The organism is Amylibacter sp. SFDW26, assembly GCF_009184395.1.
Classification (GTDB): Bacteria; Pseudomonadota; Alphaproteobacteria; order Rhodobacterales; family Rhodobacteraceae; genus Amylibacter.
This window is the reverse complement of sequence record NZ_WEIC01000003.1, coordinates 94867-118419: the sequence shown is the minus strand read 5'-3', so window position 1 is coordinate 118419 and position 23553 is coordinate 94867. Positions and strand designations below refer to the sequence as shown.

The window sequence follows — 23553 nt, the reverse complement described above, 5'->3', positions numbered from 1 at the left end:
TTCTAAACACCGCGTTTATTGCCCCAAAGCATCACGTGCAATTGTGGCAGAACGGTTGCGGTAAACCATTGATCTTTTGTTACTTTGTTGACCAGCCAAAGCATTTTATCTGTCACATCAGCCTGATCGATTTCTGCATTTTGTTCATCACCCACAGGTGGTGTGTCATTCCCTGGTTGCAGATAAATTGGCAGTTCAGGATAACGTTTTGCGGCATCTTTTGCATAAGCGTAATCCGCATCATCAAAAATAACGATTTTCAAGATGGTATTGGGCTTGCCCTGCGCGACTTTTAAACAATCGTCAAATAACGCCCAATCCGTATCCATTTTGCTTGATGGTGGCTTGGGGCTTAGAACCAAAGTATCCAAATCCGCAAACCAATCCTTTGCAATGGAACCTTGGGTTTCCAATGCGAATTTATATCCCTTGGCATGTCCCATAGCGATCAAATCGCCAAATGGCTGAATGGCAGGGTTTCCACCAGACAATGTGATCGTCAGGGGTTTGCCGCCAGACAGTTTTTCCACCTCGGCAAAGACACCAGATGCGGATAGAGGGTGCCATGTGTGACGAAACTCTTGATCCACTGCATGCAAGCTATCACACCACACACAGCGGTAATCACAGCCACCTGTGCGCACGAAAACTGTTGGCACACCGATCAGTGCGCCTTCGCCCTGTATGGTTGGGCCAAAGATTTCGCTGACACGAATATCGCTCATGGACGATACTCTGCCCATATCTTAGGTGTCTCGGAAATGCCCACCGCTGTAATTTCTGGGAAGTGTGGCAAACACCAATCATAAAAATGCTTCGCCAATTGTTCTGAAGTGACCATATTGTCGCCCAATACATCGTTCAGATGGCGGTGATCTAATGTACTGTCGATATAGTCTCGTAGTATAGACAAATCACTGAATTCACGCACAAAGCCATGCTCATTCAATGTATCGGCGGACAGTTCCACTTTGACGATAAAATTATGCCCATGGATGCGCGTGCATTGATGCCCTTCTGGCAGTGTTGTTAGGCAATGAGAGGCAGAAAAGGTAAATTCTTTGGTGATGCGGTAGGGCATATTATGCGTCCTCTTTTGTGGCTGTGCGCCAAAATTCTGGATCGTCGTAAAAGGTGGGGTCAGGCACACCTGCAAGGTCAAATGCTTCGCGGCGTTCCACACATGTGCCACAGCGCCCACAGTGATTTTTACCGCCTTTATAGCAGGACCATGTATCGGCAAATGGTGTGTTTACGTCAGCGCCAGCAGTAACGATATCCGCTTTGGAACCGTGTACAAAAGGTGTGTACAGTTTCACTGATGCATAACCATCTAAGGCTTCATTTTGCATGGTTTGAAACGCATCGATAAAGCCCGGACGGCAGTCGGGATAGATAAAGTGGTCACCACCATGAACGGCTGTTGCAACGGCGTCTGCATCCTGTGCCGCAGCGACACCAAACGCCACGGACAGCATGATTGCATTGCGGTTTGGGACGACTGTGACCTTCATGCTTTCTTCGGCATAATGACCATCTGGCACATCAATATCATCGGTCAATGCAGAGCCTGTTAAACTTGCGCCAATGGCAGAGATATCAATGATCTGATGTGGGACATTAAGCGCTTTGGCAGCACGCGCGGCATAGTCCAATTCTTTTTTATGCCTTTGACCGTAATCAAAGGATAAAAGACTGTGCAATGTGTTCTCGGATGCCACTTTATAAGCAAGCGAAACACTGTCTAATCCGCCGGAGCAGATGACGATGGTTTTCATTTTCGTAGTCCTTGTTTTTAACCAGGTAGGCTGCGACTGGTAGGGGGCAGATACTGGGTTTTTGCGAGCGTTTCAATCCCCCAAAACAGATGTATGATCCACGTATGACTTACGTGCACCACACGTATGACAAAATATATGACGCGAAATTCGCCCTAAACCGTCCAAAATGGATGGCGGTGCGTATGAAATACCGTTACCACTTGGTTAACTTTTTAAATGGCTTATTAGGATCAGATCGATGGAAACAGTTTCAGAAAATGCATGCTTTGGCGGTGTTCAAGGTGTCTATAAGCACAGTTCAAAATCATGTGCATGTGATATGACTTTTGCAGTTTATCTGCCGCCTCATGCGAAATACGAAAAGGTACCCGTGATTTGGTATTTGTCTGGCCTGACCTGTACGCATGAAAATGCGATGACGAAAGCAGGCGCACAAGCTTGGGCGGCAGAACATGGTGTTGCTGTGATTTTCCCAGATACATCACCACGTGGTGAAGGTGTAGCGAATGATGAGGCTTACGATCTTGGGCAGGGTGCAGGGTTTTATGTGAATGCCACCCAAGATCCATGGGCGCCACATTTTCAGATGTGGGATTACATTACGAAAGAATTACCTGAATTGGTATTTTCAAAATTCCCATTGGATGTAGATGCACAAGGGATCACTGGCCATTCAATGGGTGGACATGGTGCGCTGACGATTGGCATGACCTATCCCGAGGTTTACAAATCAGTGTCAGCTTTTGCACCGATTGCAAACCCAACTGGATCCGATTGGGGACGTAAACAACTGTCGGCTTATCTGGGCGATGATGAAAGCAGCTGGGGCGCATATGATGCGAGTTTGTTGATGGCAGAAAAAGGTCATCCGAACCATGTTTTGATCGACCAAGGCAGTGCGGATAATTTTCTGGACCTGTTGAAACCAGAAGCATTGGCTGCCGCAATTGCAACTAAGCGCCAACCAGCCACGATGCGGATGCAAGAAGGCTATGATCACAGTTATTATTTCGTGGCGACATTTATGGAAGATCACATCACGTTTCATGCGGATACGCTATACGCGGTTTAGTCATGCGTCAGATTGAACATGTTCTCACAGATAAAGGATCAAAATATGCGGTCAGCGGTGGGGTGGTTAAATCGCGGGATGAAGCTGCGGCTTTTATTAAAGAGCTAAAACGCAAAAAGAAGTTTGCCAAGGCCACACATAATACATGGGCTGTTATTTTTTCGGATGGTGAGCAGGTGAAAAATGATGATGGCGAAAGCGGGGCAGGAGCCATCATTCTACGGATGTTGGAACGTGAAAAACTGTCAGATCATATCGTTGTTGTAACCCGCTGGTATGGGGGTACGCATCTGGGTGGTGATCGTTTTCGTCATGTTCAGGCATGTGTAAGAGAATATTTAATAGATTAGTCGACTTTATTTTTTAGTAACATTCTCGTGAAAAAGGTCTTATAGACACCCATGGATATTTGAGGGGATGGTTGTGATGGGGATCAAAGACAAGTTACGTGGATATCTACGTGCACGTGTGGCGCGTAGACGGATACAACGTCCTGCTGTTAAAACTCCTTTTGGGTTTATGTTAAGTGCACTTTGAAATATACAAAGCAGAAGCCTGTTTGGCTGATTGAAATCAACCTAACGGACCTGCAACCAGAAGGCGTGTCAATTAGTCCTAATGGTGCGGAAACATTTCAGATCATGAAAAATGTAGGTTATGAGGTTTATGATGCTTCGCAGGTACGCGCCACATTCCATGGAGTGAAATAGAGACCGCAACTGGCCCAAGTGGGAAAGGTTTTGAGCGTCACAACTTTATTTTCTTAGATGAGAGCCGTGATATTAACGAATTATTAAGTGCATAATATTGAATGTTAAATGGGATATAATCTGTGGTGAAGATACGTGTAATTGATGCGACAGAAACATTATTTATAAGGCAAAAAGTTCTGTGGCCTGATTTATCTATTGAAGACTGTATCTTAAAGAATGATGCAGATGGAATACATATTGGTGCATTTGATCAAGGAACCTTAATCGCAGTCGCATCCGTTTTTGAAGGACAAGGTCATTACAGGCTTAGGAAATTTGCAGTTGTCCCCGAAAAACAAGGGGGCGGTGTTGGGTCAGATATACTGCGCTACATCTTTAATATGTTGACGCATAATACTTCAAAAACATTGTGGCTTGATGCTCGTATAACTGCTTTGCCTTTTTATGAAAAATGTGGGTTTGAGCAAACTGGCGCTACTTTTTTGAAAGGCGATGTACACTATATAAAAATGTATCGCGCATTAACTATTTTGCCTTAATTTTGCCCTAAAACAACCTTAGGTGGTCTTGGTGTTAAGCTGAAATTGATTTAAAATAATAAAGAGTATTCTATTTTTAGGACAGTAAAGAGGATTGATTGAGTGGTTTTATATTTCATTATAATATCGATGGTTGTGCTGTATCTATCTTGCCAAGTGGCAAAAGAGGTGCAGCTTTTGTGTTTTCTATGCAATTACACCCCTGTTGATTATTTCTTGAGATATATACCTCTTGTAATTTCAGTTTCAAAAAACTCTATGTTTAATTTTGTAGAGAGTTTTGAACAACACACCCGTATATATCGGGAAACCGTGGTTGGATTGTCAGGGACTATTGATCAGGACCTGCTGAAACAACATCACGACTATGGTGATATGTTTATCTCCGTTCGGAAGGCTAGCTGAACGGTATCACCTTTTAACGGTAATCATAACGATTTTACCGAAACCTCGGCACTAGATCCCTCCAGTTTCCTAGTGTCGGGGTTTTTAAATTAATCACACTGCTTGTTTGGCCATTTCGCCGATATAGATGGCGATATAGAACATTAAGGTCGCGACAACGACAAAGACATGCCAAATCGCGTTAGAGAACTTAAGGTTTTCCCATTTGTAAAAAATCACACCAAAGGAATACGTAAGTCCACCTAATATGATCAACCAAAAACTATTTGTTGGAATGGTTTGAACCATTGGCCATGTCAGCGCCAAGCTGGCCCAACCCAATCCCATATAAAGGAGCGTTGAATTGTTATTGGGAGCCGTCCAAAAAAATATGCGACGCGTGACACCGTACAGGGCGACGACCCAGACCAATGCGAGAACAGTATAACTGAAATGGCTGCCAATCAGCATAACAATCGGGGTGTATGTGCCCGCGATTTTCAAGAATATGCCTGCGTGATCAAAACGGCGAAAGAGTGGGCGGTAAGCCTCTATCGGGGTCATATGGTAACAGGCAGATGCGATAAAAGCAAAAATAACAGTGCCACAATAAAGCCAAACGGCGGTCAGATCAGTCCGTGTTCCATCACTCGAAACAAGAGAGATCAAGAGGCAGGTTGCAATGATAGACCCAACAACACCAATCAGGTGCATTGTTCCGTCTGCTATACGTTCTGCTGTAGAATAATCGGGGTAAATGTCACTTGGGTCTTTATGCATGTCTTCAGACTACGAAGATAAATCAAAAAGCTAAAGACATACTTAACGTAAATAAAAATAAAATACCCCTGCCAGCTGGGAGAGTGTGGCAGGGGTATCTGTGTTGTTAACCAGCTGGCAACAAGCCGTTTTCAACAGCCGTTGTCATTTCTTCTTCGCTCAACGTACCGCTTTGGTCTGTGTCTGCTGCAAGAAATGCGTTTGAGTCTACGTCAGGCATTGCTGCTGAAAACTCTTCTGGTGAAATCGCACCGTCTTGGTCTACGTCTACTGTTGCGAAGTCAGCTGCAAATGCTGCTGTGCTGAATGTTGCTGCTGTAAGAGCTAAAATAATCTTTTTCATGTGTCTTCTCCTAATTGGGTTAAGGCGGGCATATGTGCCCAAGATAAAAAGTAGTCAGTGTGCCCCTGCCCGCGGGGGAAATGAAGTGGCAGGGGCGACTGGCCTATTAACCTGCTGGCAATAGGTTGCTTTCGATAGCGGCTGTCATCTCAGCTTCGCTAAGCGTACCGTTTTGATCTGTGTCAGCTTCTAGGAATGTGTTTGTGTCCACATCTGGCATCGCTGCTGTCAATTCTTCAGCTGAAACTGCGCCGTCTTGGTCTGCATCAACTGTTGCGAAATCAGCCGCATATGCTGCTGTGCTGAATGTTACTGCTGCAAGAGCTAGAATTGTCTTTTTCATCTGTAGTCTCCTATTAAATTAGTCCGGATTGGGAGAACCGAACAGAAACGTTTATCGCTTCTGTGGATCAGCATTGCGGATGCGGACGGGGCTCACAATCAGACCAAGCACATCATTGATTTTTGTGCACTTTTTGGCTGGTTTTAAGAGTCTTCATCGGCTGACCAAGGCCGATGGTTGCGCGCTGGCATAAATCTGCCAGCAACGATCAGGGCGATTGGCAAAGCTTTGCCTTAATGGGTGGGGTTAAGCTACGCGACCTTGTGCTTTCCGCTTGGCGATGCGTTTGGCATTTGCATAGATCAGCGGGGCGGCGATGTAATCATAGGTGAGAATCGCCACCTGTTTGATCACAGGCAAAGCGATGAGTCGTGCCACCAAACGATAACGGGGCATATTGCGCCACAGGATCAGAAATGCGGGGATGCCAGAGGTCAATTCGCCATTGTGCAACACATACATACGGCGCATGGCTTGATCCTCGGTCAAACCCCATTCGGATACATCCGATCCGTTTAAATCCTCAAACACAAACGGCAGACCCTGTTTTTGGGTATAGTTGATGTAATGCGTAATCTCAAAATTACACACGGGGCAATCGGCATTATAAAGCGTTTTGATCTGATCCATATTTGAAAATTAACCCGACATCTGCCCAAGTCCATGTGCAGACTGTCGCAGAGCTATGTTAATATGTATTTCGCGATGCCGTAAGCATAGAGCAGGGCAAAGATGATGTTGATATATTTCAACTGGCGTTCAGTGTGCAGCCAAGCGCAGTAAATCCAGATGATACAAAACGGCAGACCAAAGAACATGGGCCAAGGATGCCAGTTCTGCACAATTGCGATGGTGGAACACAGGCCAAGCACGAGGGCCAGCCATTTTAAATGCTGCTCATAGGCGGCAAGCGAAAAACGTCGCATGCGATCTCCTTTGAATAACGATGTAAGGGAACAGCGGTTATGCCGCTGCTGTCTAAGCGCTATCACGGAATGTGAGATGTGGGAAATGTTTTGTTGGGGTGCATCGCTCTCCACACACCAGCCTGTGCATGGCACAGGCAGCACCCGATCTCGTTGATGCGGCAGGAGATTGCGTAAGCAATCACCGAGAGCATGCCCGCACAGGAGGGCGCATTGCGCCCTCCCAAGTCTCGGGCGCTGGGTATTTAAGGTAAACACTAGACTGATAAACTGCTAAATGCTAATCAACGAGTGCATAAGATTTGGACAAATGCATTATGTGGCTAGACTTTATTGAGAAAACTGTGGGTCATCTTGCTTGGCCATTGGTAGTAATATGTGGTTTTTTAATTTTTAAGACACCAATCTTGAATTTATCGTCTTCAATCAGGCAAATTAAATATAAAGATGCAGAAGTTTCTTTTAAGGAAGAAGTAACTGAGTTCGTAGAAGATGCCATTGAACTAGGCTTAACGGTTATTCATCCTGATAATACTCAAAAACAAGAATATGATGACGTACAATTGAATATTTTAAGGGGCTGGGCAGAAATAGAAAGAACTTTAGAAGTCTGGTTTGAAAAACGTTTACATGAGTTCATAGTAATAGATGGTTTAAAAAATCCTACTTCTACTAGAGCAAGAGTTGAGTTTTTGAATAATAATGAGATCATAAATTCCAGTTTATATAATTTATTAAATGAATTGAGAGTTTTACGTAATACAGCTGCACATAACTCAAAGCTAGATATGACTTTAGATCAAGCTATCAAAATCAACGGAACTTTGACCAGTATTCAGCAACGGTTAAATGGTTTTTTAAGTAAGTTTGATGATGATGGTACAAAGATATATGAATTGTGATAAACTTTACTTCGCAAGTCACATTCTGGTACGCCACCTATCATAATGTTTGTGATATTCTGCAAATTAGTTTGTCAAATTTTTTATTAAAAACTGGTTTCTGCCACTTTTGTTGGTTAACTAGCTCCTTGCAACCTCTGCTCCAAGCTTTCCAACTTATCGTGCGCATCCATCAGCGTTGTCTTAAGCTGTGCAATCTCACCCAAAGTGTCGTTGATAATCGTCGGGCGGTCATGGGTTTCTGCCACATGGGTCGTCCCATTGCCTTCGCCTGTGATCAACCAGATTATGGAGACGTTTAACAGGCCTGCCAGCATTTGAATGCGGTTGGCGCGCGGCGTGTCCTTATCGCTTTCCCAAATTTCAACACGTTCAGCCTCAACGCCCAATTTTTCACCCAATCTGGCAACGCTTAATCCTTTGGCATTACGGGCAGCTTGTAAGCGGCCGCCGAAGGTTGGGGCGGTGGTTGCGAAGTAATCGATTGGATCTGTATCAGTTGCGGACATGGGGAGGGCTCCGAGATTTGGTTTACATTTGCTGCAATGCCTATGCGATAAGAGGCCAAGATACAAATCGGCTTGGCTTTTAGGGCGCGATATGCTGCTTATGAATTATATTTATGTAATTATATCAATATTTTAGTATGATGTCCCAGTTGGGACATAAGCCTTTAAACCACCTGACCCCACAGATCATATTCGCTGGCTTCATCCACCTCAACCGTCACGATCTCCCCCACAGACAGGGTTTCAGTGCCTTCATCAATGAACAGATTGCCATCAATCTCTGGGGCGTCTGATTTTGTCCGACAGGTGGCCACACCATCCGTGTCAATCTCATCAATAATCACGTCGATACGGCTGCCAACTTTGGCCTCTAATTTCGCAGCGCTGATCGCTTGGGCTTTTTCCATGAACCGCTCCCAGCGGTCTTGTTTCACATCCGCATCCACATGCCCATCCAGATCATTCGACCGCGCACCATCCACGTTCTCATACTGGAAACATCCAACACGATCCAACTGCGCCTCGTCCATCCAATCCAGCAGGTGCTGAAACTGATCCTCAGTCTCGCCTGGATAGCCCACAATAAAGGTCGAGCGCAGGGTGATGTCTGGGCACACATCGCGCCATGCTTTGATTTCATCCAGCGTGTTCGCCGACTTCGCAGGGCGGGCCATACGTTTCAGAACATCGGGGTGCGAGTGTTGGAACGGGATGTCCATATAGGGCAGCACGTTGTTGGATGTGTCCGCCATGATCGGCAGCAAATCACGCACATGCGGGTAGGGGTAGATGTAATGCAAGCGCACCCACGCGCCCAGTTCGCCCAAGTCACGCGTCAGGTCCGTGATGTGCGCGCGATGTTCGCGCTCGGTGGCGTGTTTGATATCGAGGCCATATGCAGAGGTGTCTTGAGAAATCACCAGCAGTTCTTTGACGCCAGCCTCGACCAGTTTCGTGGCCTCACGAATAACAGCATGCGCTGGGCGGCTGGCCAAACGGCCGCGCATGTCTGGGATGATGCAGAATTTGCACTTGTGGTTACAGCCTTCGGAAATCTTCAGATAGCTGTAGTGGCGCGGTGTTAGGGATACCCCTGTGGCTGGCAGCAGGTCGATGAACGGGTCAGGGGACGGTGGCACGGCTTTGTGTACGCTGTCCAAAACCTGTTCGTATTGGTGTGGGCCTGTGACGGCGAGGATGTTTGGATGATGTTCGCGGATATAATCAGGCTCCGCGCCCAAACAGCCCGTGACGATGACCTTGCCGTTTTCATTCAAAGCTTCGCCGATGGCATCCAAGCTTTCCGCTTTTGCGCTGTCTAAGAAACCGCATGTATTAACGATGACCGCATCGGCGCCTGAATAGTCAGGGCTGATGGCATAGCCTTCGGCGCGTAGGCGGGTCAGGATGCGTTCGCTATCCACCAATGCCTTTGGGCAGCCCAAAGAGACCATACCGATTTGCGGTTGGCCGTCACGTGTGGGCTCATTGATTTTGGCTTTCGGGGCTAAATCGGGGCGTAGGTTTGGCGGGTTCTGTGTCATGGGGTGCCGTATAGCGGCAACGCGGCGGTAGGGAAAGGGGATTGATTGGGTTGGATGACGTGGGCATACTACGTGGAATTAGGGGAAAAGATATTATGCTGAATGGCAAAAGTGATATTAATTTGGATGATTTGCGTCCGTTAACAAGTGCAGAGGAACAGTTGATCGAGTGCTGCCGAAACGGTCAACATCTATTTATTGGTTACATTGTTCCCGATACAGCAACGGATGAAAACACCATCCGCGCGCCTTTGATACGTCATCTGTTGTTGGGGGGGTGCGAGCAAGCGCCCGCCCATGCCAAAGGGGTTCAAATCCTTGGGGGGTATATCACCGAAGAATTAGACTTTGAATATGGTGAAACGGATCTGCCGCTCGCTCTACATAAATGTCGAATTGTGGCATCAATGAATTTTGACGACAGTCGCATTCGATCTTTGTTTTTAGCGGGGTCGCGAATTTCTGATATTGGGTTAGAGCGTGCAATAGTGAAAAAAGAACTCTACCTAAATGAGGGTTTATATGCTGATGGGGATGTTACCCTGCGTAGTACTCAGATTGGTGGTGTACTGTCTTGTATAGGCGGGCATTTCTCTAAAGGGCTGGACGGAGATAAACTGACCGTAAAGCAGAGTGTGTTTTTACGTGATGGCTTTCATTCTGATGGGGATGTTATCCTGCGTGGTGCCGATATCGGTGGTCAGTTGGATTGTAGTGGTGGGCATTTTGCTAAAGAGCTGAATGGAAATGGATTGACTGTAAAGCAGAGTGTGTTTTTAGGTGACGGTTTTCATTCTGATGGGGATGTTGACCTGCGTAGTGCCGATATCGGTGGTCAGTTGGATTGTAGTGGTGGGCATTTTGCCAAAGAGTTGAATGGAAATGGATTGACCGTAAAACAGAGTGTGTTTTTACGTGAAGGCTTTCATTCTGACGGGGATGTTACCCTGCGTGGTGCCCATATCGGTGGTCAGTTGGCTTGTAGTGGTGGGAATTTTACCAAAGGGCTGAATGGAAATGGATTGACCGTAAAACAGGATGTGTTTTTACGTGAAGGCTTTCATTCTGACGGGGATGTTACCCTGCGTGGTGCCCATATCGGTGGTCAGTTGGCTTGTAGTGGTGGGAATTTTACCAAAGGGCTGGACGGAGATAAACTGACCGTAAAGCAGGGTGTGTTTTTACGTGACGGTTTTCATTCTGATGGGGATGTTGACCTGAGTGGTGCCCATATCGGTGGTCAGTTGGCTTGTAGTGGTGGGCATTTTGCCAAAGGGCTGGATGGAGATGGATTGACCGTAAAAGGGTCATTTTTTTGGTGTAACGTGGTAGAGTGTAGAGGTGAAATTAATTTGATGCAAGCGCATGTACATGTGCTTGTGGATGATCTGGCCAGTTGGCGCAAAGCTTCTGGTCTACGGATGAATGGGTTTCGGTATGATGCTTTAGAAAGCCCTGATTTGGATGTATATGGTCGTATAGGTTGGATTGCGCAAAGTATTGGGGTCAATAGAAGCACTGAAAGTGAATGGACCAAAGCCATGGGGCGTAAGCCGCGGGTTAAATACTATCCGCAGCCTTATCGCCAGTTGGCGGCTATATTTCAAAAACAGGGTCATATTCGGTCTGCTGCTAAAGTACGCGAAGCGGCAGAGGATCATCGCTGGGACAGTGAAAACGACCGCATCTTGGCTGCATATGATGGTAGTTGTGCTGCTGCGTTTCGTGAATTCAGACCTGCGCTACGCCGTTTCATGGCACATGTTATGAAGCTACTGGTGGGGTATGGGCACGCACCTTTTAGGGCTTTTGCATGGGCATTTGGCATTATTTTATTCGCTATTTTGTTTTTTGGACAAGTTTATCAAGCTGGGCAAATGGCGCCGAATTCGGATGTTATTTTGACTTCAATGGATTGGCGTGTGATTGCGGATGAAGAAGCGCATAAGAACCCAGCTGAAATATGGTCAAGCAGTAAGGCAGGGAAGGATTATGAAACCTTTAGTGCGACTGGTTATGGGATTGATTTATTCATCCCGCTAGATGCGCTTGGGCAAGAAATTGCTTGGGCTCCTAGCAAAGATCGCGGTGCTTGGGGAGAAGCGGGATTTTATTTGCGCTGGGTTGTTCAGTTTATGGGGTGGGTGATTACTGCTGTTGGGGCAGCCGCATTAACGGGTTTGATTGGACGCAGGCAGGATTAGGTGAAGTTTGGCGCGCGTTTTTGCATTGTTGCCATGACCATTTCCATTTGATTGGTCTGTCCCATGATGGCGGCTTGCAGTTCGGCCTCTAGTTTTAGACCCGCTTCGCCGCATCCCCATGTGCCGTTGACCAGTCGTTTGCTGCCTTTCAGGGCGTCTGGGGATTTGGTTTTCAAAAGTTCCGCCATGGCGATGGCTTCGGCCAATGGATCATCTGCTATGCGGGTTAAGAGGCCTAGAGATTGGGCTTCTGATGCCTCAAGTACGCGGCCTGTCATGATCAATTCCATGGCTTGGTCAGCGCGCATCAGTTTGGGTAGGGATTGGCTGATGCCCATGTCTGGGATCAAGCCCCATTTGGCCTCCATAATCGAGAATTTTGTATCAGGTGCGGCGATGCGGAAATCGGCGCCTAGGGCAAGTTGCGCCCCTGCGCCGTAGACCACACCGTTTAGGGCGGCGATGACAGGGACATCCAACATGGACCAAATCGTGGTTGGCGCTTGGAAACGGTTAGAGGTTTCGCCCGCTGGTGGGTTGAGGATGCTGTCGCGCAGCTCATCCATTTTTGCAGCACCTGCCATCAGATCGGCAAGGTCGATGCCAGAGCAAAAGCTGTTGTCAGCACCTGTGATGATCACCGCGCGAACGTCTTTGTTTGCAGCCAATGTGCGGCCTGTTTCTGTAAGCTCATCCATCATCACCATAGACATGGCGTTTTTCTTTTCAGGACGGTTCAGGGTCACCGTTGCAATCTGATCTGTGATCTCGGTCTTTAACGTCTGTGTCATGGCGGCCTCATAGTTTGTATGAGGGAAGTAAAGCCTATCATATGCAATCTGGCCAGATGTAACGTAGCGATATGAATTTTGATGATTAAAAGATTGTGAATAGGCGTGTGCGTGCCTACATGTTATTCTAAAGAAAACTATTAGGAGCAGATGATGCGTTGGATTTTCCGGTTGTTGATGATTGTGGTGGTGCTGGTGATCGGTGCTGTTGGTTTGGTGTTTTTGTTGCCAGCGGATAAAATCGGCGACATTGCATCTGCACAGTTGGAAAAAGCGACTGGGCGGAAACTAACGCTGTCTGGTGAGTTTAAGCCAACGATTTATCCTGTCTTGGGTGTAAAAACAGGGCCGTTGACGATTTCCAATGCGGATTGGGCGAATGAGCCGAATATGATTTCGGCGCAAGGCGCATCTGTGGGCGTTGGCCTGTCTGCGCTTTTGGGTGGTGATTTGGAAGTGAAACGGTTGATCTTGGATGAACCAATCATTCATTTAGAGCGCCGTGCGGATGGTTTGGCAAACTGGGAATTGGGCGGTTCTGCCAGTTCTGGTGATACGTCTTCGGGTGGAACGTCGAGTGAAAGTTCCAGTGGCGGTGCGTTTTCTTTGGACAAAGGCGCAATCACCAACGGTCAGCTGACATTTACAGATGGCACGACGCAAAAGTACCATGTGATCCAAGAGATCAACGTAGATTTTGCCCTACCAAAATCGGGTGCTGCGGCTGTGAAAGGCGCGTCTGTTTGGAACGGTCAAGTTGTGGATGTCGATATGTCTGTTACGGATTTGGCGGCACTTACGGGTGGTCAAATGACGGAAGTGAAAGGCTCTGCTGAAATGGCGGGACTTGGTGCCAGTTTGGATGGGCAACTGGCGCTAAAGGAAGATGGGCTTCCTTTGATGAATGGCAGCTATACCTTTGAATTTTTAGAACCTTCAATCATTGCGGAAATGACGCGTTTGACGATCCCTGATGCGCTGAAAGGGGCAAATGAAATTCTGTCAAACGGTTCGATTGATATTTCGGAAACTGGTATCGTGTTTGGTGGTGATGCATCGATGATGATGAACGGCAAGCCGATCACGGCGAACTTTGATCTGAAAGGCCCAGAGAATTGGGCGGAAACCTTGCGTGTTGAACTGGGGCTAAAAGTTGCCAGCAAAGATGCGTTTACATTCGCTTGGTCTGGCTTGGTGAATGGCACCACTGGCAATGCGGATGGGACGATTGATTTCAATGCAAGCAACTTGCCCAATACGCTGGCATTGGCTGGGCAAGCGGTTGGCTTTCCAAAAGGCACAGGTCAAACGGCACGTGTAAAGGGCACTGTGCGGGTACGTGATGGTAAGAACCAATTAAGGAATGCGGTGATTGCGTTGGATCAGAATACATTTAATGGCAATGCAGAGATGTTCTTTGATCGCCGTCCTTATATCTCTGCGAACTTAACAGCGGGTGCTTTGGATTTCTCTGCTTTTATATCTGATGAAGGTGGTTCTGGCAGTAACGGTAGCTCTGGTGGGGCAAGTAGCAGCAGTTCTGGCAGTGGTTGGAGTAAAGATCCTATTCGTATTACTGGGCTTGATGCGATCAATGCAGACATCGCTTTGAAAGCGAAATCTGTGAACCTTGGTGTCAGCGAATTGGGCAAAACCGATATCAATGCAAAGTTGCGAAACGGTGCTCTTGCGCTGACATTGAATGATGTGCGTGCATACCAAGGGGCATTGGCAGGTACTGTGAATTTCTCTGGCGGTGATGCAGTTAAGTTCAGTTCGAACATTCGTGCGAATGGTGTTCAGTTGGAACCATTATTAGGCCGTTTGTTGGATATCAAACGTTTGACAGGCTCTGGCAATACGACGCTGAAAATGTCTGGTACGGGTGGCAGTTTGTATCAAATCATGCACAGCCTTTCGGGGAACGGTTCTGTACGCGTGGACAAAGGCAGCTTTAAAGGCATCGACCTTGCCGCGATGATGAAAAACCTAAAACAAGCTTTTGGTGGCTTTGAAGGCGCGACTGAATTTACCAGTTTGACAGGTACGTTCACGATGAAAAACGGTGTGTTGCAGAATGTGGATATGTCTCTGGTCAGCCCGTTGTTTAAGGCTGAAGGTAAGGGTCAGATCAACGTTGGCGATCAGAACATGAGCTATACTGTAACACCAAGTTCATTATCCGAAGATGCGAAGTTTTCTGTGCCTGTGGAAATCACAGGACCATGGAGCAACCTAAGCTTTAAACCCGATTTGGGTGGCTTGGTTGATCTGTTGACCAAAGGGCGTTTGGAACAGGAAAAACTGAATTTGAAAGCGCGTGAAGACGAGTTGAAAGCAGAAGCCAAAGCCAAGCTGTTGGAAAAACTGAACTTGCAAAAGGCGCAGGATGAAGCAGCGGCGCAACAATCCACTGAGGATGCGGTTAAGCAAAGTGCAGAGGACAAGTTAAAGCAAGAAGTAGGCAATGCGTTGAAAGGCTTGTTCCAATAGAACAGGTTTACGGCATCATCTATGTCGTTTTCAGTCGTGACAGTCGTGCAATGTCTTGTTAGGCCAATGTCTGAATGAATGAGGTAAGACATGGCCCTACTGCTTGGCGTTGATACTGGTGGCACATACACCGATGCGGTTTTGATCGAGGATGAAGATCGCGTAATTGCCCATGCAAAGGCTTTGACCACGCGCCATGATCTGGCTGCAGGTGTTGGCAATGCAATTGATGCTGTACTTGTAGAAAGTGGTGCAGATGTTGCGGATGTAGCGATGGTGTCGTTGTCTACAACATTGGCCACGAATGCTTTGGTCGAAGGTCAGGGTGGGCGTGTTGGCTTGATCTTTATTGGATTTTCAGAACGCGATTTAACCCGCCAAGGATTAGAGGATGCCTTGAAGGGCGATCCTGTGATTTTTGTGGCTGGGGGTCATAATCATGCAGGTGGTGAGGCTATACCGTTGGATGAAGCCGCATTACGTGCTGGGTTGAAAGAGCATGGTAGCTCTGTTTCAGGTTTTGCAGTGGCCAGTCAGTTTGCAACGCGCAATCCAGAGCATGAAACGCGCACGCGTGACATTATTCGCGAAGTGACAGGAAAACCAGTATCCTGTTCACATGATTTAAGTGCAAAGTTAAACGGGCCGAAGCGTGCGATGACGGCTTTGTTGAATGCGCGATTAATCGGTATGATTGATCATCTGATCAGTGCGGTTGAAGGATTGCTGGGTTCTAAATCGATTAATGCACCGTTCATGGTTGTGCGCGGTGACGGAGCGTTGATTTCTGCTGATCAAGCACGTGTTTCACCGATTGAAACGATCCTATCTGGCCCTGCGGCTTCGATTGTAGGTGCGCGTTGGTTGACTGATGAAAAAGATGCGATTGTATCGGATATTGGGGGCACAACGACTGATGTTGCTGTGCTGCGCGATGGGCGACCAATCATTGACCCACAAGGTGCGCGGGTGGGAGAATTCCGCACGATGGTTGAAGCGGTCGCGATGCGGACGACAGGATTGGGCGGAGACAGTCAGGTGCATATGGCCAAGGATGGTTTGGCGGCTGCACTGACATTGGGGCCACGCCGTGTGATGCCTGTTTCATTGTTGGCGATGGATTTTCCCGATTTGGTGCATGGTATGCTGGATGCACAATTGGGTGAGAGCATTGTTGGTGAATATGATGGGCGTTTCGTGCGTGCGATCAAACGTACAGATGTATCGCGCGATGGTTTAAATGATCGTGAAACAGCTTTATTGGATCGTATCGGTGATACGGCACATACAATGGGCTCTGTTTTGCAAAACCGTATGGATCAGGCTGCATTGCAAATCTTGGTTAATCGTGGCCTTGTTATGATGTGCGGTGTCACGCCATCGGATGCATCGCATGTATTAGGGCGCTTGGATGTTTGGGATGCGAAGGCTGCAGAAAAGGCATTACAGCTGTTTTCTCGTCAACGCACTGGCAGTGGCACTCGTTTGGCTGTAACAGAACAAATGCTGGCGCAGATGATTGTGGATCAACTGACAGAACAGACAGCATGTGCGCTTTTGGAAACAGCTTTTGCCGAAGATGGGTTCGATTTTGGAGTATCACCCCAAGAACTGGCACGCCATGTGTTGGTGCAAAAAGGCATGGAGGGGCATCGTGGACTGATGTTCCTAGATGCAGGGTTGAACAGACCTGTGATTGGATTAGGTGCCTCTGCACATAACTATTACGGTGCTGTGGGTGAACGCCTATCGACGAAAACGATATTGCCAAAATATGCAGGTGTTGCGAATGCAATTGGCGCTGTTGTTGGTCAGATTTCAATGCGTGTGTCGACACAAGTGACATCCCAAGGTGAAGGGCGCTTTCGTGTGCATTTTGAAACAGGTCCAGAGGACTTTGCGAGCGAAGAAAACGCATTTTCTAGCTTGGAAGCACGCTTAGAAGCAGAAGCATTAACTGGTGCCAAGGATGCCGGTGCCGAAGGCATTCGTGTGCGTTTTGACCGTGATATTAAAACAGCGGAAGTAGAGGGTCGCAAAGTGTTTGTTGAGGCCGAAATCACCGCAATTGCATCGGGTCGTCCACGAATTGCGCTTGGCTAGGTTGACTTATCAGTGTCATCGTCCGTAACGATTTTCTCTAAATTAGCTAAGAAACTTGTGTTGAATTCTGCATTAATCTCACGGGCACGTTTTACATAAGCTGCATTGTCCATCATTTTTAGGTTTGGGTCCCATAACTCTGCCAATTCAAAGAGCGCATGACGATCTGATTTTACGAATTCTTCTGCCGCATGTTCGATTTCATATTCGGTCCAACCTAGCTCTTCGAGCATATATTTCGTTGCACGAATAGAACTATCAAAAGTTTCACGAACGATGTCTGTGGCACCAGCTTTATAAAGGCGATATGTGTGGTTACGATCATATGCGCGCGCAATGATACGTAAATTAGGCCGTACTTTGCGTGCGTGCTCTACCAGTTTGACCGAGGCGTCTAAATCATCAATAGCAACGATTAAAATGCTGGCATCATGCAATCCCGCTGCGTGCATTAACTCTGGTCGCGTTGGGTCGCCAAAATACCCTTTGACGCCAAATTTACGCATCTGTTCAATTTGATCGATATGGTGGTCAATGACTACGGTTTTAATGCCCGTAGCCAAAGCCATACGGTTGATTATTTGACCAAAGCGGCCAATCCCAACAAGGATGACTTTACCCTGTTCATCAATGTCATCATGATCTTGTGTCGTGGTGTCTGTCTTTCTGCGTTTCTGCATGAACTCATATAGGATGAACAGGGCAGGGGTCAGCAGCATGGATAATGCAATGATCAATAATAAAGTCTGTGATAATTGCGTTGGAACCACGTCTGTTTGGACTGCGGTACTTAACATCACAAAGCCAAATTCGCCTGCTTGAGCAAGGCTTAGAATAAACAGTAATCTATCGCGACCTCGGATTTTAAAGATATAGGCAAGCACCCAAAGAACGAATGCTTTGATCATCATCACGCCTAGGGTCATACCGATGATACCAGTGAAGTTGCCAAATAAGATATCAAAGTTAATGCCGGCACCAACGGTGATAAAGAACAATCCTAAAAGCAGCCCTTTGAAGGGTTCTATATTGGATTCCAATTCATGGCGGAATTCAGAGTTGGCCAAAACCACGCCCGCCAAAAATGTACCAAGCGCAGGGGATAGACCAACCAATGTCATCAGCAAAGCAATACTGACCACAATCATCAAAGCAGCAGCCGTGAACATTTCAGGTAAACGGCTTGCAGCGATAAAGCGAAATACTGGGCGTGTTAAATACACGCCAGCCAAAATCACAGATGCAACGGCGCCGATTGTAACAAGGGTAACACCCCATCCAGGTAAGCCTGCAATAAGACTTAGTTCTGGGCCATGACTTGCTGAATGATGACCCGATGAATTATGGATGCCAGAGATGGCAAGCAATGGGATCATTGCCAGCATTGGGATGACGGCGATATCTTGAGAGAGTAAGACCGAAAAAGATGATCTGCCACCTTGGGAATTCATAAGGCCTTTTTCCGTTAATGTCTGAATTACGATAGCTGTTGAGGATAGCGAAAAGGCCAAGCCGATGGCTAAACTGATTGCCCAATTTTGTCCAAGCGCCATACATGCGGCTGTAATCAAAGCTGTCGTAAGTGATATTTGCAAACCACCCAAGCCAATCAAACGAGATCTCATATCCCATAATGCTTTTGGCTCCAATTCCAAGCCAACGATGAACAGCATCATAACGACACCGAATTCAGCGAAGTGTTGTAAGTCTTGCGTTTCTGAACCGACAAAGCCAAAGGTTGGGCCAATTAAGACACCTGCAATCAAATATCCCAGCACTGACCCTAGTCCCAATCTTTTGGCGACTGGAACGGCAATGATCGCAGCTGCTAGGTAAATTGTGGCTTGTAGTAAGAAACTGTCCATGAAGAGCCTTTTTAGTAATCTTTTAGTTGTGGTTTTGTATATTAGTCACGAGTGTGCATATTTTTTCGTGTAGTGGCTATAGGAAATGGAAATTTAAGCTATCAATTCATGCAACACGTCATATAAACAAGTAAAACAATATGAGGGACGGTTAAGTGAGCAAGGACTTGATCAAGCAGCATTCGACATCTCCTTTGGTCGGAGTGCAAGTTATTACGGGCTCTGGGGAACTCTTCAATCATGTCGCTACAAATGGCCCGATGTGGTATGAAGAAGGTGATCGTGAGGTTCGTTTTAAGATAATATTTACTGACAGTTTTCAAAAGCCACCACACATCACGTTGGGGATTACAGGTATGGATAGTTCAAAGGCACAGAATTTGCGATTTTCACTTATTGCTGAAAACGTAACCTTGGAAGGGTTTGAAATCGTTATGAAAACATGGAGCGATACAAAAATCGCACGTGCCAGTGTGAACTGGTCTGCATTGGGGCAGGCCGTTCCAAGTTCTGCGATCCGTAGATAGTAAGGAATAATCTATATCAGTCCATACTGCTGCGCGAGTGCTGTAGCGTGGACTGTCGTATTTGCTTTTAGTTTTCGTCGTGCATTGCTTAGGCGCTGTTTAACAGCATTGTCGCTTACACCAAGTTCTGCTGCGACTTCTTTGATTATCATACCTTGCTTCAGCATTTTTAAGGCTTCTATTTCTGCATTTGTTATATTTGTGGGGGGAGTGACTTCGTCATGTAAATTTTGCAAGAAGTTGTGCAAATGTGTTAACTCAGCGTCCTCGTATTCGCGATCGTTTCGCCCAAAAGTTGCAATACTACGATTGCCCACTTGATTTTGTGTACGGCAAGAAACCGTTGCTCCGTATTTAATACCATAGCCTTCGGCCATTTTTAGAATGCTGTGCGTGTCACCATCTTTTAATGTACTCCAACGACATGTGCCTATGTTTTCATAAGCCCATTTCATGTTGGGATCATACATCATTAAGCCGAGTTCCGTGTATTTGTTGATCCATTCTGGTGAATATAAATTGAAGGAGCATACTGGTGCACCAAAGCTAATCCGTAGTGAAATCTGCATGCCAGATGGGGCAAGCCACGCAATTTCATTGATTTTCGCTTGTACAACCATACTTTGCTTTCAGAAACTTCGCTTATAATAGTGACTTTCTGTTCCAAAAAAAGTACTTAATTTAAAAGAGTATAGATTAATATTAAAAAGTAGAGGCAGAAAATACAAAATGTCTGGCATAAACTATTGGCTTGGTTTGTTAAAAGAAAAGGCACCAGCAGGGTATGCAATGGGCTTGCATATGAAGTTTAACGCTCCAAAGTTGATGTTTCAAGCATACTCAATTGAGTGGGTTAATCATTATGAAGAGAATGGATATTTTCCCAGCGATCCAACAATTGTTTGGGCGTTTAAGAACCGTGGTGCGTGCCGCTGGCGGGATTTAATCGACATTGATCCACGTGGGGTTATCGCAGATGCTGCAACATTTGGGATCACTTATGGATGTACTATTTCAGTAGAAGAAAATGATAATCACTCTATTGCAAGCTTTGCGCGTAGCGATCGCGAGTTTACGGATGCTGAAATAGATGAAATAAAAGAGATACTTACAACCATTCATAATGAAGAGGTTGATAAACTTGAACTGACTGATAAGCAAAAGATGCTGCTAAGAGAATTGGCAAGTGGCGCACGGATTGCGGATGCTTCTGAAAAGCTTGGTATAGCCTCTGTAACAGCAAAAACCGAACTGGCTGCTGTGCGTGAATTGTTAGGTACAAGAACAACAGCAGAGGCTGTACAACGTGCAACAGATTTAGGTTGGTTGCGTTAGCAAGAAATTATATTAGTCCAAATAGTGAAAGTTGGGTTTATAGCATTAAGACCTTACAATGGAGATACGAAATGAAGAAAACTAAAGTATGGAAACCTGTTCTAATTTGTACACTTCTTTTCGGTTTATATCGATTTATCACAGTTTCTAATTCGTCATATTCTGGTAGTTTTTTTACAGGCGATGTCGCTGGCAATATGGGAGCATTGACAGCTTCGTTACTTATTGGAGCATTATTTGGCTTATTGGTCGGTAAAATTTATAACTACTTCTATAATTTATAAGTATGCGTTTGAACGTCAGTTATACAATTCAATAAGCAGCCAATGCTCAAGTGGTAACATTTTTTGTGTATAACATTTTCGATGTGAGAGAATGATAGGCTTTATTAAATAAAGAAGCGCTATGGTATTCTAGTACCTTAGAAAGATGTTATGTGGATCTGTGGGAAAATTTAACCATGTCTATTCAAATTCATGATTAAATTGATAAGTGGCAGTCCCTAGGGGAATCGAACCCCTCTTTCCAGGTTGAAAACCTGGCGTCCTAACCGATAGACGAAGGGACCGCAACTGAGGGGGTGTTTAGTGCGAACTGTGACGGCTTGCAAGAGGATTTTTGCATGAAATGTAAAAGTTTTTTACTTTGCTTCTGCTGCATCCTCTAAACGCAGTTTTGCCTTTCTACGACCGCCCCAATCATCAATTTCAAGGCGCCCAGCACAGTGAAATAAGCGTCCATTGTGCTTTTCAAGGGTCGTTCCAAGCTCTGTATCATAGGCACCAAAGCAAATTGCATCGATCCGACCACCATTTTCGCCCTGCAAAGTCAGGCGCAAATGTGATTCCCCAGCACGTTTGGCAAATGCAATGCGCTGGGCGGGCAAGGCAAAGCGGGGTGCTGCAGCACCTGCGCCAAATGGGCCCGCAGATTCGAGTTGTTCAATCAGATCGGGTGTAACACCTGTCGGGGCAATTGCGCCGTCTAATTGCAGGTCTTTTGGGCCTAGATTTCCTGCGCCTTGCTTTTCAAGCAGTTCCGAAAGGCGCTCCATAGCGGTTTCAAGGTTTGCAGTCGCAACTGTCAAACCTGCCGCCATTTTGTGACCGCCACCTTTTAGCAGTAGTTCTTCGCGTGCGCATGTGGCAACGGCATTGCCCAGATCGATACCTGTGACGGACCGGCCTGATCCTTTGCCCTCTGCCCCATCCAGACCAATGACAATGGCAGGGCGGTTAGTAGCTTCTTTGATACGAGAGGCCACGATGCCAACCACACCCGGATGCCAACCTTCGCCTGCTGCCCATACCAGCGGTTTATCAAGCCCACGTGCCTCGGCTTGTTCCATGGCTTGCAACTGGACTTGGGCTTCGATTTCGCGGCGTTCATCGTTCAATTGGTTCAAGCGATCTGCAATTGATTGCGCCTCATCCATATCTGCGGTGGACAGTAGACGTGCGCCCAGATCTGCCTTGCCCACACGACCACCTGCATTGATCCGTGGCCCTAATAAATATCCCAAATGATAAGAGGTGGGGGCAGAATTCATTTTCGCAGCATCTGCCAATGCAACCAAGCCTGGGCGGGCACGGTTCGCCATAATCGCCAAACCTTGGCGTACAAGCGCACGGTTAAAGCCGACCAACGGGGCAACATCGGCAACAGTGCCAAGAGCCGCTAAATCAAGGGCGTTCATCAAGTTTGGAACGGTTTCACCTTGGTTTTTTAAAATACGATTACAAGCTGCAAGTGCCAAAAACACAACGCCAGCGGCACAAAGATAGCCGTATTCCGTATCTTCATCCTGACGGTTCGGATTTACCACAGCATAAGCATCGGGCAGTGTTTCCCCGCCAAGATGGTGATCCAGAACAATAACATCTGTGCCTTTTACCGCTGCAATTGGTTCGTGTGATAGTGTCCCGCAATCCACACAAATGATCAGGTCATGATCTTTCGCAAGCATCTGCATGGCTTCATCATTCGGGCCATACCCTTCGTCAATACGGTCAGGCACATAAAGCGTGGCTGGCAAATCAAAATCACGCAGCCATGAAATGAGCAAAGCGGCAGAAGTGGCGCCGTCCACATCGTAATCTGCGAATACAGCAATACGTTGCTTTTTACCCAACGCATCCACAATGCGTTCAGCGGCTTTATCCATGTCCTTTAAAACAGATGGGTTCGGCATCAGTTCCCGCAATGATGGCGTTAAAAACCCTTGTGCTTCTTCCACAGGAATACCGCGCCGCGCCAAACAACGGGCAACGACCTCTGGCAATCCAGTTTGTTGTGTAATCAACTGGGCGTGACGGTCCTGATCGCCGCCTAAACCAATCCAACGGCGACCTGTAATAGATTGTTCAACACCCAAAAATGCAGTCATTGAACTGCCAACA

25 protein-coding genes and 1 tRNA gene are annotated in these 23553 nt (G+C 46.6%); 11 read left to right on the top strand and 15 right to left on the bottom strand.

What is annotated here, in order from left to right; genetic code table 11:
• Positions 1-2: 2 nt before the first annotated feature.
• Genes queE through queC form a run of 3 tightly spaced genes read right to left on the bottom strand, consistent with a single transcriptional unit; the run spans position 3 to position 1778 of the window.
• A complete protein-coding gene (gene queE, locus F9L33_RS10085; protein ID WP_152142664.1) occupies positions 3-725 on the bottom strand; it encodes a 7-carboxy-7-deazaguanine synthase QueE in 723 nt (240 codons plus the stop codon).
• Positions 722-1081, bottom strand: a complete 360-nt coding sequence (locus F9L33_RS10080) for a 6-pyruvoyl tetrahydropterin synthase family protein (RefSeq protein ID WP_152142663.1) — start codon at positions 1079-1081, stop codon at positions 722-724. The genes queE and F9L33_RS10080 overlap by 4 nt, the downstream gene beginning before the upstream one ends.
• Position 1082: 1 nt before the next feature.
• The gene (gene queC, locus F9L33_RS10075) at positions 1083-1778 is read right to left on the bottom strand and encodes a 7-cyano-7-deazaguanine synthase QueC (RefSeq protein WP_152142662.1); all 696 of its coding nucleotides are present in this window, start codon (positions 1776-1778) and stop codon (positions 1083-1085) included.
• A 241-nt stretch (positions 1779-2019) separates the two neighbouring features.
• Here queC and fghA point away from each other — a divergent pair, with 241 nt between their 5' ends.
• The 4 genes from fghA to F9L33_RS10060 all read left to right on the top strand — a co-directional run bounded on the left by fghA (position 2020) and on the right by F9L33_RS10060 (position 4105).
• Positions 2020-2853 carry an S-formylglutathione hydrolase gene (gene fghA / locus F9L33_RS10070; protein ID WP_152142661.1) on the top strand — a complete coding sequence of 278 codons (834 nt, stop codon included), beginning with the start codon at positions 2020-2022 and terminating at the stop codon, positions 2851-2853.
• 2 nt (positions 2854-2855) lie between these two features.
• Positions 2856-3203: a YigZ family protein gene (locus F9L33_RS10065; RefSeq protein ID WP_152142660.1), complete on the top strand. Its 348-nt coding sequence runs from the start codon at positions 2856-2858 to the stop codon at positions 3201-3203.
• A gap of 183 nt (positions 3204-3386) precedes the next feature.
• On the top strand, positions 3387-3563 hold the full coding sequence (locus F9L33_RS15780; protein ID WP_193222015.1) for a hypothetical protein: 177 nt from the start codon (positions 3387-3389) through the stop codon (positions 3561-3563).
• 122 nt (positions 3564-3685) lie between these two features.
• Positions 3686-4105 carry a GNAT family N-acetyltransferase gene (locus F9L33_RS10060; protein ID WP_152142659.1) on the top strand — a complete coding sequence of 140 codons (420 nt, stop codon included), beginning with the start codon at positions 3686-3688 and terminating at the stop codon, positions 4103-4105.
• Between the two features lie 498 nt (positions 4106-4603).
• Here the strand turns inward: F9L33_RS10060 and F9L33_RS10055 are convergent, their stop codons facing one another.
• The 5 genes from F9L33_RS10055 to F9L33_RS10035 all read right to left on the bottom strand — a co-directional run bounded on the left by F9L33_RS10055 (position 4604) and on the right by F9L33_RS10035 (position 6881).
• A complete protein-coding gene (locus F9L33_RS10055; RefSeq protein WP_152142658.1) occupies positions 4604-5269 on the bottom strand; it encodes a hemolysin III family protein in 666 nt (221 codons plus the stop codon).
• Positions 5270-5375: 106 nt separating this feature from the next.
• The gene (locus F9L33_RS10050; RefSeq protein WP_152142657.1) at positions 5376-5612 is read right to left on the bottom strand and encodes an EF-hand domain-containing protein; all 237 of its coding nucleotides are present in this window, start codon (positions 5610-5612) and stop codon (positions 5376-5378) included.
• Between the two features lie 106 nt (positions 5613-5718).
• Positions 5719-5955 carry an EF-hand domain-containing protein gene (locus F9L33_RS10045; protein WP_152142656.1) on the bottom strand — a complete coding sequence of 79 codons (237 nt, stop codon included), beginning with the start codon at positions 5953-5955 and terminating at the stop codon, positions 5719-5721.
• A 246-nt stretch (positions 5956-6201) separates the two neighbouring features.
• Positions 6202-6585, bottom strand: coding sequence for a thiol-disulfide oxidoreductase DCC family protein (locus tag F9L33_RS10040; protein ID WP_152142655.1), 384 nt, complete (start codon positions 6583-6585; stop codon positions 6202-6204).
• Between the two features lie 53 nt (positions 6586-6638).
• Positions 6639-6881, bottom strand: a complete 243-nt coding sequence (locus F9L33_RS10035) for a peptidase (protein WP_152142654.1) — start codon at positions 6879-6881, stop codon at positions 6639-6641.
• A 317-nt stretch (positions 6882-7198) separates the two neighbouring features.
• Here F9L33_RS10035 and F9L33_RS10030 point away from each other — a divergent pair, with 317 nt between their 5' ends.
• Positions 7199-7783: a DUF4145 domain-containing protein gene (locus F9L33_RS10030; RefSeq protein ID WP_152142653.1), complete on the top strand. Its 585-nt coding sequence runs from the start codon at positions 7199-7201 to the stop codon at positions 7781-7783.
• A 116-nt stretch (positions 7784-7899) separates the two neighbouring features.
• Here the strand turns inward: F9L33_RS10030 and F9L33_RS10025 are convergent, their stop codons facing one another.
• Together F9L33_RS10025 and rimO are read right to left on the bottom strand one after the other, a co-directional pair.
• Positions 7900-8292, bottom strand: coding sequence for a helix-turn-helix domain-containing protein (locus F9L33_RS10025; RefSeq protein ID WP_152142652.1), 393 nt, complete (start codon positions 8290-8292; stop codon positions 7900-7902).
• Positions 8293-8456: 164 nt separating this feature from the next.
• The gene (rimO, locus tag F9L33_RS10020) at positions 8457-9836 is read right to left on the bottom strand and encodes a 30S ribosomal protein S12 methylthiotransferase RimO (protein ID WP_152142651.1); all 1380 of its coding nucleotides are present in this window, start codon (positions 9834-9836) and stop codon (positions 8457-8459) included.
• Positions 9837-9931: 95 nt separating this feature from the next.
• Between rimO and F9L33_RS10015 the strand changes: the two genes are divergently transcribed.
• Positions 9932-12040 (top strand): hypothetical protein, encoded by a 2109-nt coding sequence (locus tag F9L33_RS10015; protein WP_152142650.1) that lies wholly within the window; start codon positions 9932-9934, stop codon positions 12038-12040.
• Here F9L33_RS10015 and F9L33_RS10010 read toward each other — a convergent pair.
• On the bottom strand, positions 12037-12831 hold the full coding sequence (locus F9L33_RS10010; RefSeq protein WP_152142649.1) for a crotonase/enoyl-CoA hydratase family protein: 795 nt from the start codon (positions 12829-12831) through the stop codon (positions 12037-12039). The two genes, F9L33_RS10015 and F9L33_RS10010, sit on opposite strands and share 4 nt — an antisense overlap.
• 153 nt (positions 12832-12984) lie before the next feature.
• Between F9L33_RS10010 and F9L33_RS10005 the strand changes: the two genes are divergently transcribed.
• Both F9L33_RS10005 and F9L33_RS10000 read left to right on the top strand, forming a co-directional pair.
• Positions 12985-15324, top strand: a complete 2340-nt coding sequence (locus F9L33_RS10005; RefSeq protein ID WP_193222014.1) for an AsmA family protein — start codon at positions 12985-12987, stop codon at positions 15322-15324.
• Positions 15325-15414: 90 nt separating this feature from the next.
• Positions 15415-17427 (top strand): hydantoinase/oxoprolinase N-terminal domain-containing protein, encoded by a 2013-nt coding sequence (locus F9L33_RS10000; RefSeq protein ID WP_152142647.1) that lies wholly within the window; start codon positions 15415-15417, stop codon positions 17425-17427.
• Here the strand turns inward: F9L33_RS10000 and F9L33_RS09995 are convergent.
• The gene (locus F9L33_RS09995; protein WP_152142646.1) at positions 17424-19292 is read right to left on the bottom strand and encodes a monovalent cation:proton antiporter-2 (CPA2) family protein; all 1869 of its coding nucleotides are present in this window, start codon (positions 19290-19292) and stop codon (positions 17424-17426) included. The two genes, F9L33_RS10000 and F9L33_RS09995, sit on opposite strands and share 4 nt — an antisense overlap.
• 155 nt (positions 19293-19447) lie before the next feature.
• Here F9L33_RS09995 and F9L33_RS09990 point away from each other — a divergent pair, with 155 nt between their 5' ends.
• Positions 19448-19819, top strand: a complete 372-nt coding sequence (locus tag F9L33_RS09990; RefSeq protein ID WP_226804076.1) for an H-type lectin domain-containing protein — start codon at positions 19448-19450, stop codon at positions 19817-19819.
• 11 nt (positions 19820-19830) lie between these two features.
• Here the strand turns inward: F9L33_RS09990 and F9L33_RS09985 are convergent, their stop codons facing one another.
• The gene (locus F9L33_RS09985) at positions 19831-20439 is read right to left on the bottom strand and encodes an autoinducer binding domain-containing protein (protein ID WP_152142645.1); all 609 of its coding nucleotides are present in this window, start codon (positions 20437-20439) and stop codon (positions 19831-19833) included.
• 109 nt (positions 20440-20548) lie between these two features.
• Here F9L33_RS09985 and F9L33_RS09980 point away from each other — a divergent pair, with 109 nt between their 5' ends.
• A complete protein-coding gene (locus tag F9L33_RS09980; protein ID WP_152142644.1) occupies positions 20549-21154 on the top strand; it encodes an autoinducer binding domain-containing protein in 606 nt (201 codons plus the stop codon).
• 71 nt (positions 21155-21225) lie between these two features.
• Positions 21226-21438, top strand: coding sequence for a hypothetical protein (locus tag F9L33_RS09975; protein ID WP_152142643.1), 213 nt, complete (start codon positions 21226-21228; stop codon positions 21436-21438).
• Between the two features lie 209 nt (positions 21439-21647).
• Here F9L33_RS09975 and F9L33_RS09970 read toward each other — a convergent pair.
• A tRNA-Glu gene (locus tag F9L33_RS09970) sits at positions 21648-21722 on the bottom strand.
• A 72-nt stretch (positions 21723-21794) separates the two neighbouring features.
• Positions 21795-23540: a single-stranded-DNA-specific exonuclease RecJ gene (gene recJ, locus F9L33_RS09965; protein ID WP_152142642.1), complete on the bottom strand. Its 1746-nt coding sequence runs from the start codon at positions 23538-23540 to the stop codon at positions 21795-21797.
• Between the last annotated feature and the right edge of the window lie 13 nt (positions 23541-23553).

Bases quoted from the DNA above. Each gene is read 5' to 3' on its own strand.
- F9L33_RS10080 (WP_152142663.1), bottom strand. From the start codon at position 1,081: ATGCCCTACCGCATCACCAAAGAATTTACCTTTTCTGCCTCTCATTGC.
- F9L33_RS10005 (WP_193222014.1), top strand. From the start codon at position 12,985: ATGCGTTGGATTTTCCGGTTGTTGATGATTGTGGTGGTGCTGGTGATC.
- recJ (WP_152142642.1), bottom strand. From the start codon at position 23,540: ATGACTGCATTTTTGGGTGTTGAACAATCTATTACAGGTCGCCGTTGG.
- fghA (WP_152142661.1), top strand. From the start codon at position 2,020: ATGGAAACAGTTTCAGAAAATGCATGCTTTGGCGGTGTTCAAGGTGTC.
- queE (WP_152142664.1), bottom strand. From the start codon at position 725: ATGAGCGATATTCGTGTCAGCGAAATCTTTGGCCCAACCATACAGGGC.
- F9L33_RS10045 (WP_152142656.1), bottom strand. From the start codon at position 5,955: ATGAAAAAGACAATTCTAGCTCTTGCAGCAGTAACATTCAGCACAGCA.
- F9L33_RS09975 (WP_152142643.1), top strand. From the start codon at position 21,226: ATGAAGAAAACTAAAGTATGGAAACCTGTTCTAATTTGTACACTTCTT.
- F9L33_RS10065 (WP_152142660.1), top strand. From the start codon at position 2,856: ATGCGTCAGATTGAACATGTTCTCACAGATAAAGGATCAAAATATGCG.
- F9L33_RS09980 (WP_152142644.1), top strand. From the start codon at position 20,549: ATGTCTGGCATAAACTATTGGCTTGGTTTGTTAAAAGAAAAGGCACCA.
- F9L33_RS09985 (WP_152142645.1), bottom strand. From the start codon at position 20,439: ATGGTTGTACAAGCGAAAATCAATGAAATTGCGTGGCTTGCCCCATCT.
- F9L33_RS10030 (WP_152142653.1), top strand. From the start codon at position 7,199: ATGTGGCTAGACTTTATTGAGAAAACTGTGGGTCATCTTGCTTGGCCA.
- F9L33_RS10040 (WP_152142655.1), bottom strand. From the start codon at position 6,585: ATGGATCAGATCAAAACGCTTTATAATGCCGATTGCCCCGTGTGTAAT.
- F9L33_RS10055 (WP_152142658.1), bottom strand. From the start codon at position 5,269: ATGCATAAAGACCCAAGTGACATTTACCCCGATTATTCTACAGCAGAA.
- F9L33_RS10050 (WP_152142657.1), bottom strand. From the start codon at position 5,612: ATGAAAAAGATTATTTTAGCTCTTACAGCAGCAACATTCAGCACAGCA.
- F9L33_RS10010 (WP_152142649.1), bottom strand. From the start codon at position 12,831: ATGACACAGACGTTAAAGACCGAGATCACAGATCAGATTGCAACGGTG.
- F9L33_RS10025 (WP_152142652.1), bottom strand. From the start codon at position 8,292: ATGTCCGCAACTGATACAGATCCAATCGATTACTTCGCAACCACCGCC.
- F9L33_RS10015 (WP_152142650.1), top strand. From the start codon at position 9,932: ATGCTGAATGGCAAAAGTGATATTAATTTGGATGATTTGCGTCCGTTA.
- rimO (WP_152142651.1), bottom strand. From the start codon at position 9,836: ATGACACAGAACCCGCCAAACCTACGCCCCGATTTAGCCCCGAAAGCC.
- F9L33_RS10035 (WP_152142654.1), bottom strand. From the start codon at position 6,881: ATGCGACGTTTTTCGCTTGCCGCCTATGAGCAGCATTTAAAATGGCTG.
- F9L33_RS09995 (WP_152142646.1), bottom strand. From the start codon at position 19,292: ATGGACAGTTTCTTACTACAAGCCACAATTTACCTAGCAGCTGCGATC.
- queC (WP_152142662.1), bottom strand. From the start codon at position 1,778: ATGAAAACCATCGTCATCTGCTCCGGCGGATTAGACAGTGTTTCGCTT.
- F9L33_RS10000 (WP_152142647.1), top strand. From the start codon at position 15,415: ATGGCCCTACTGCTTGGCGTTGATACTGGTGGCACATACACCGATGCG.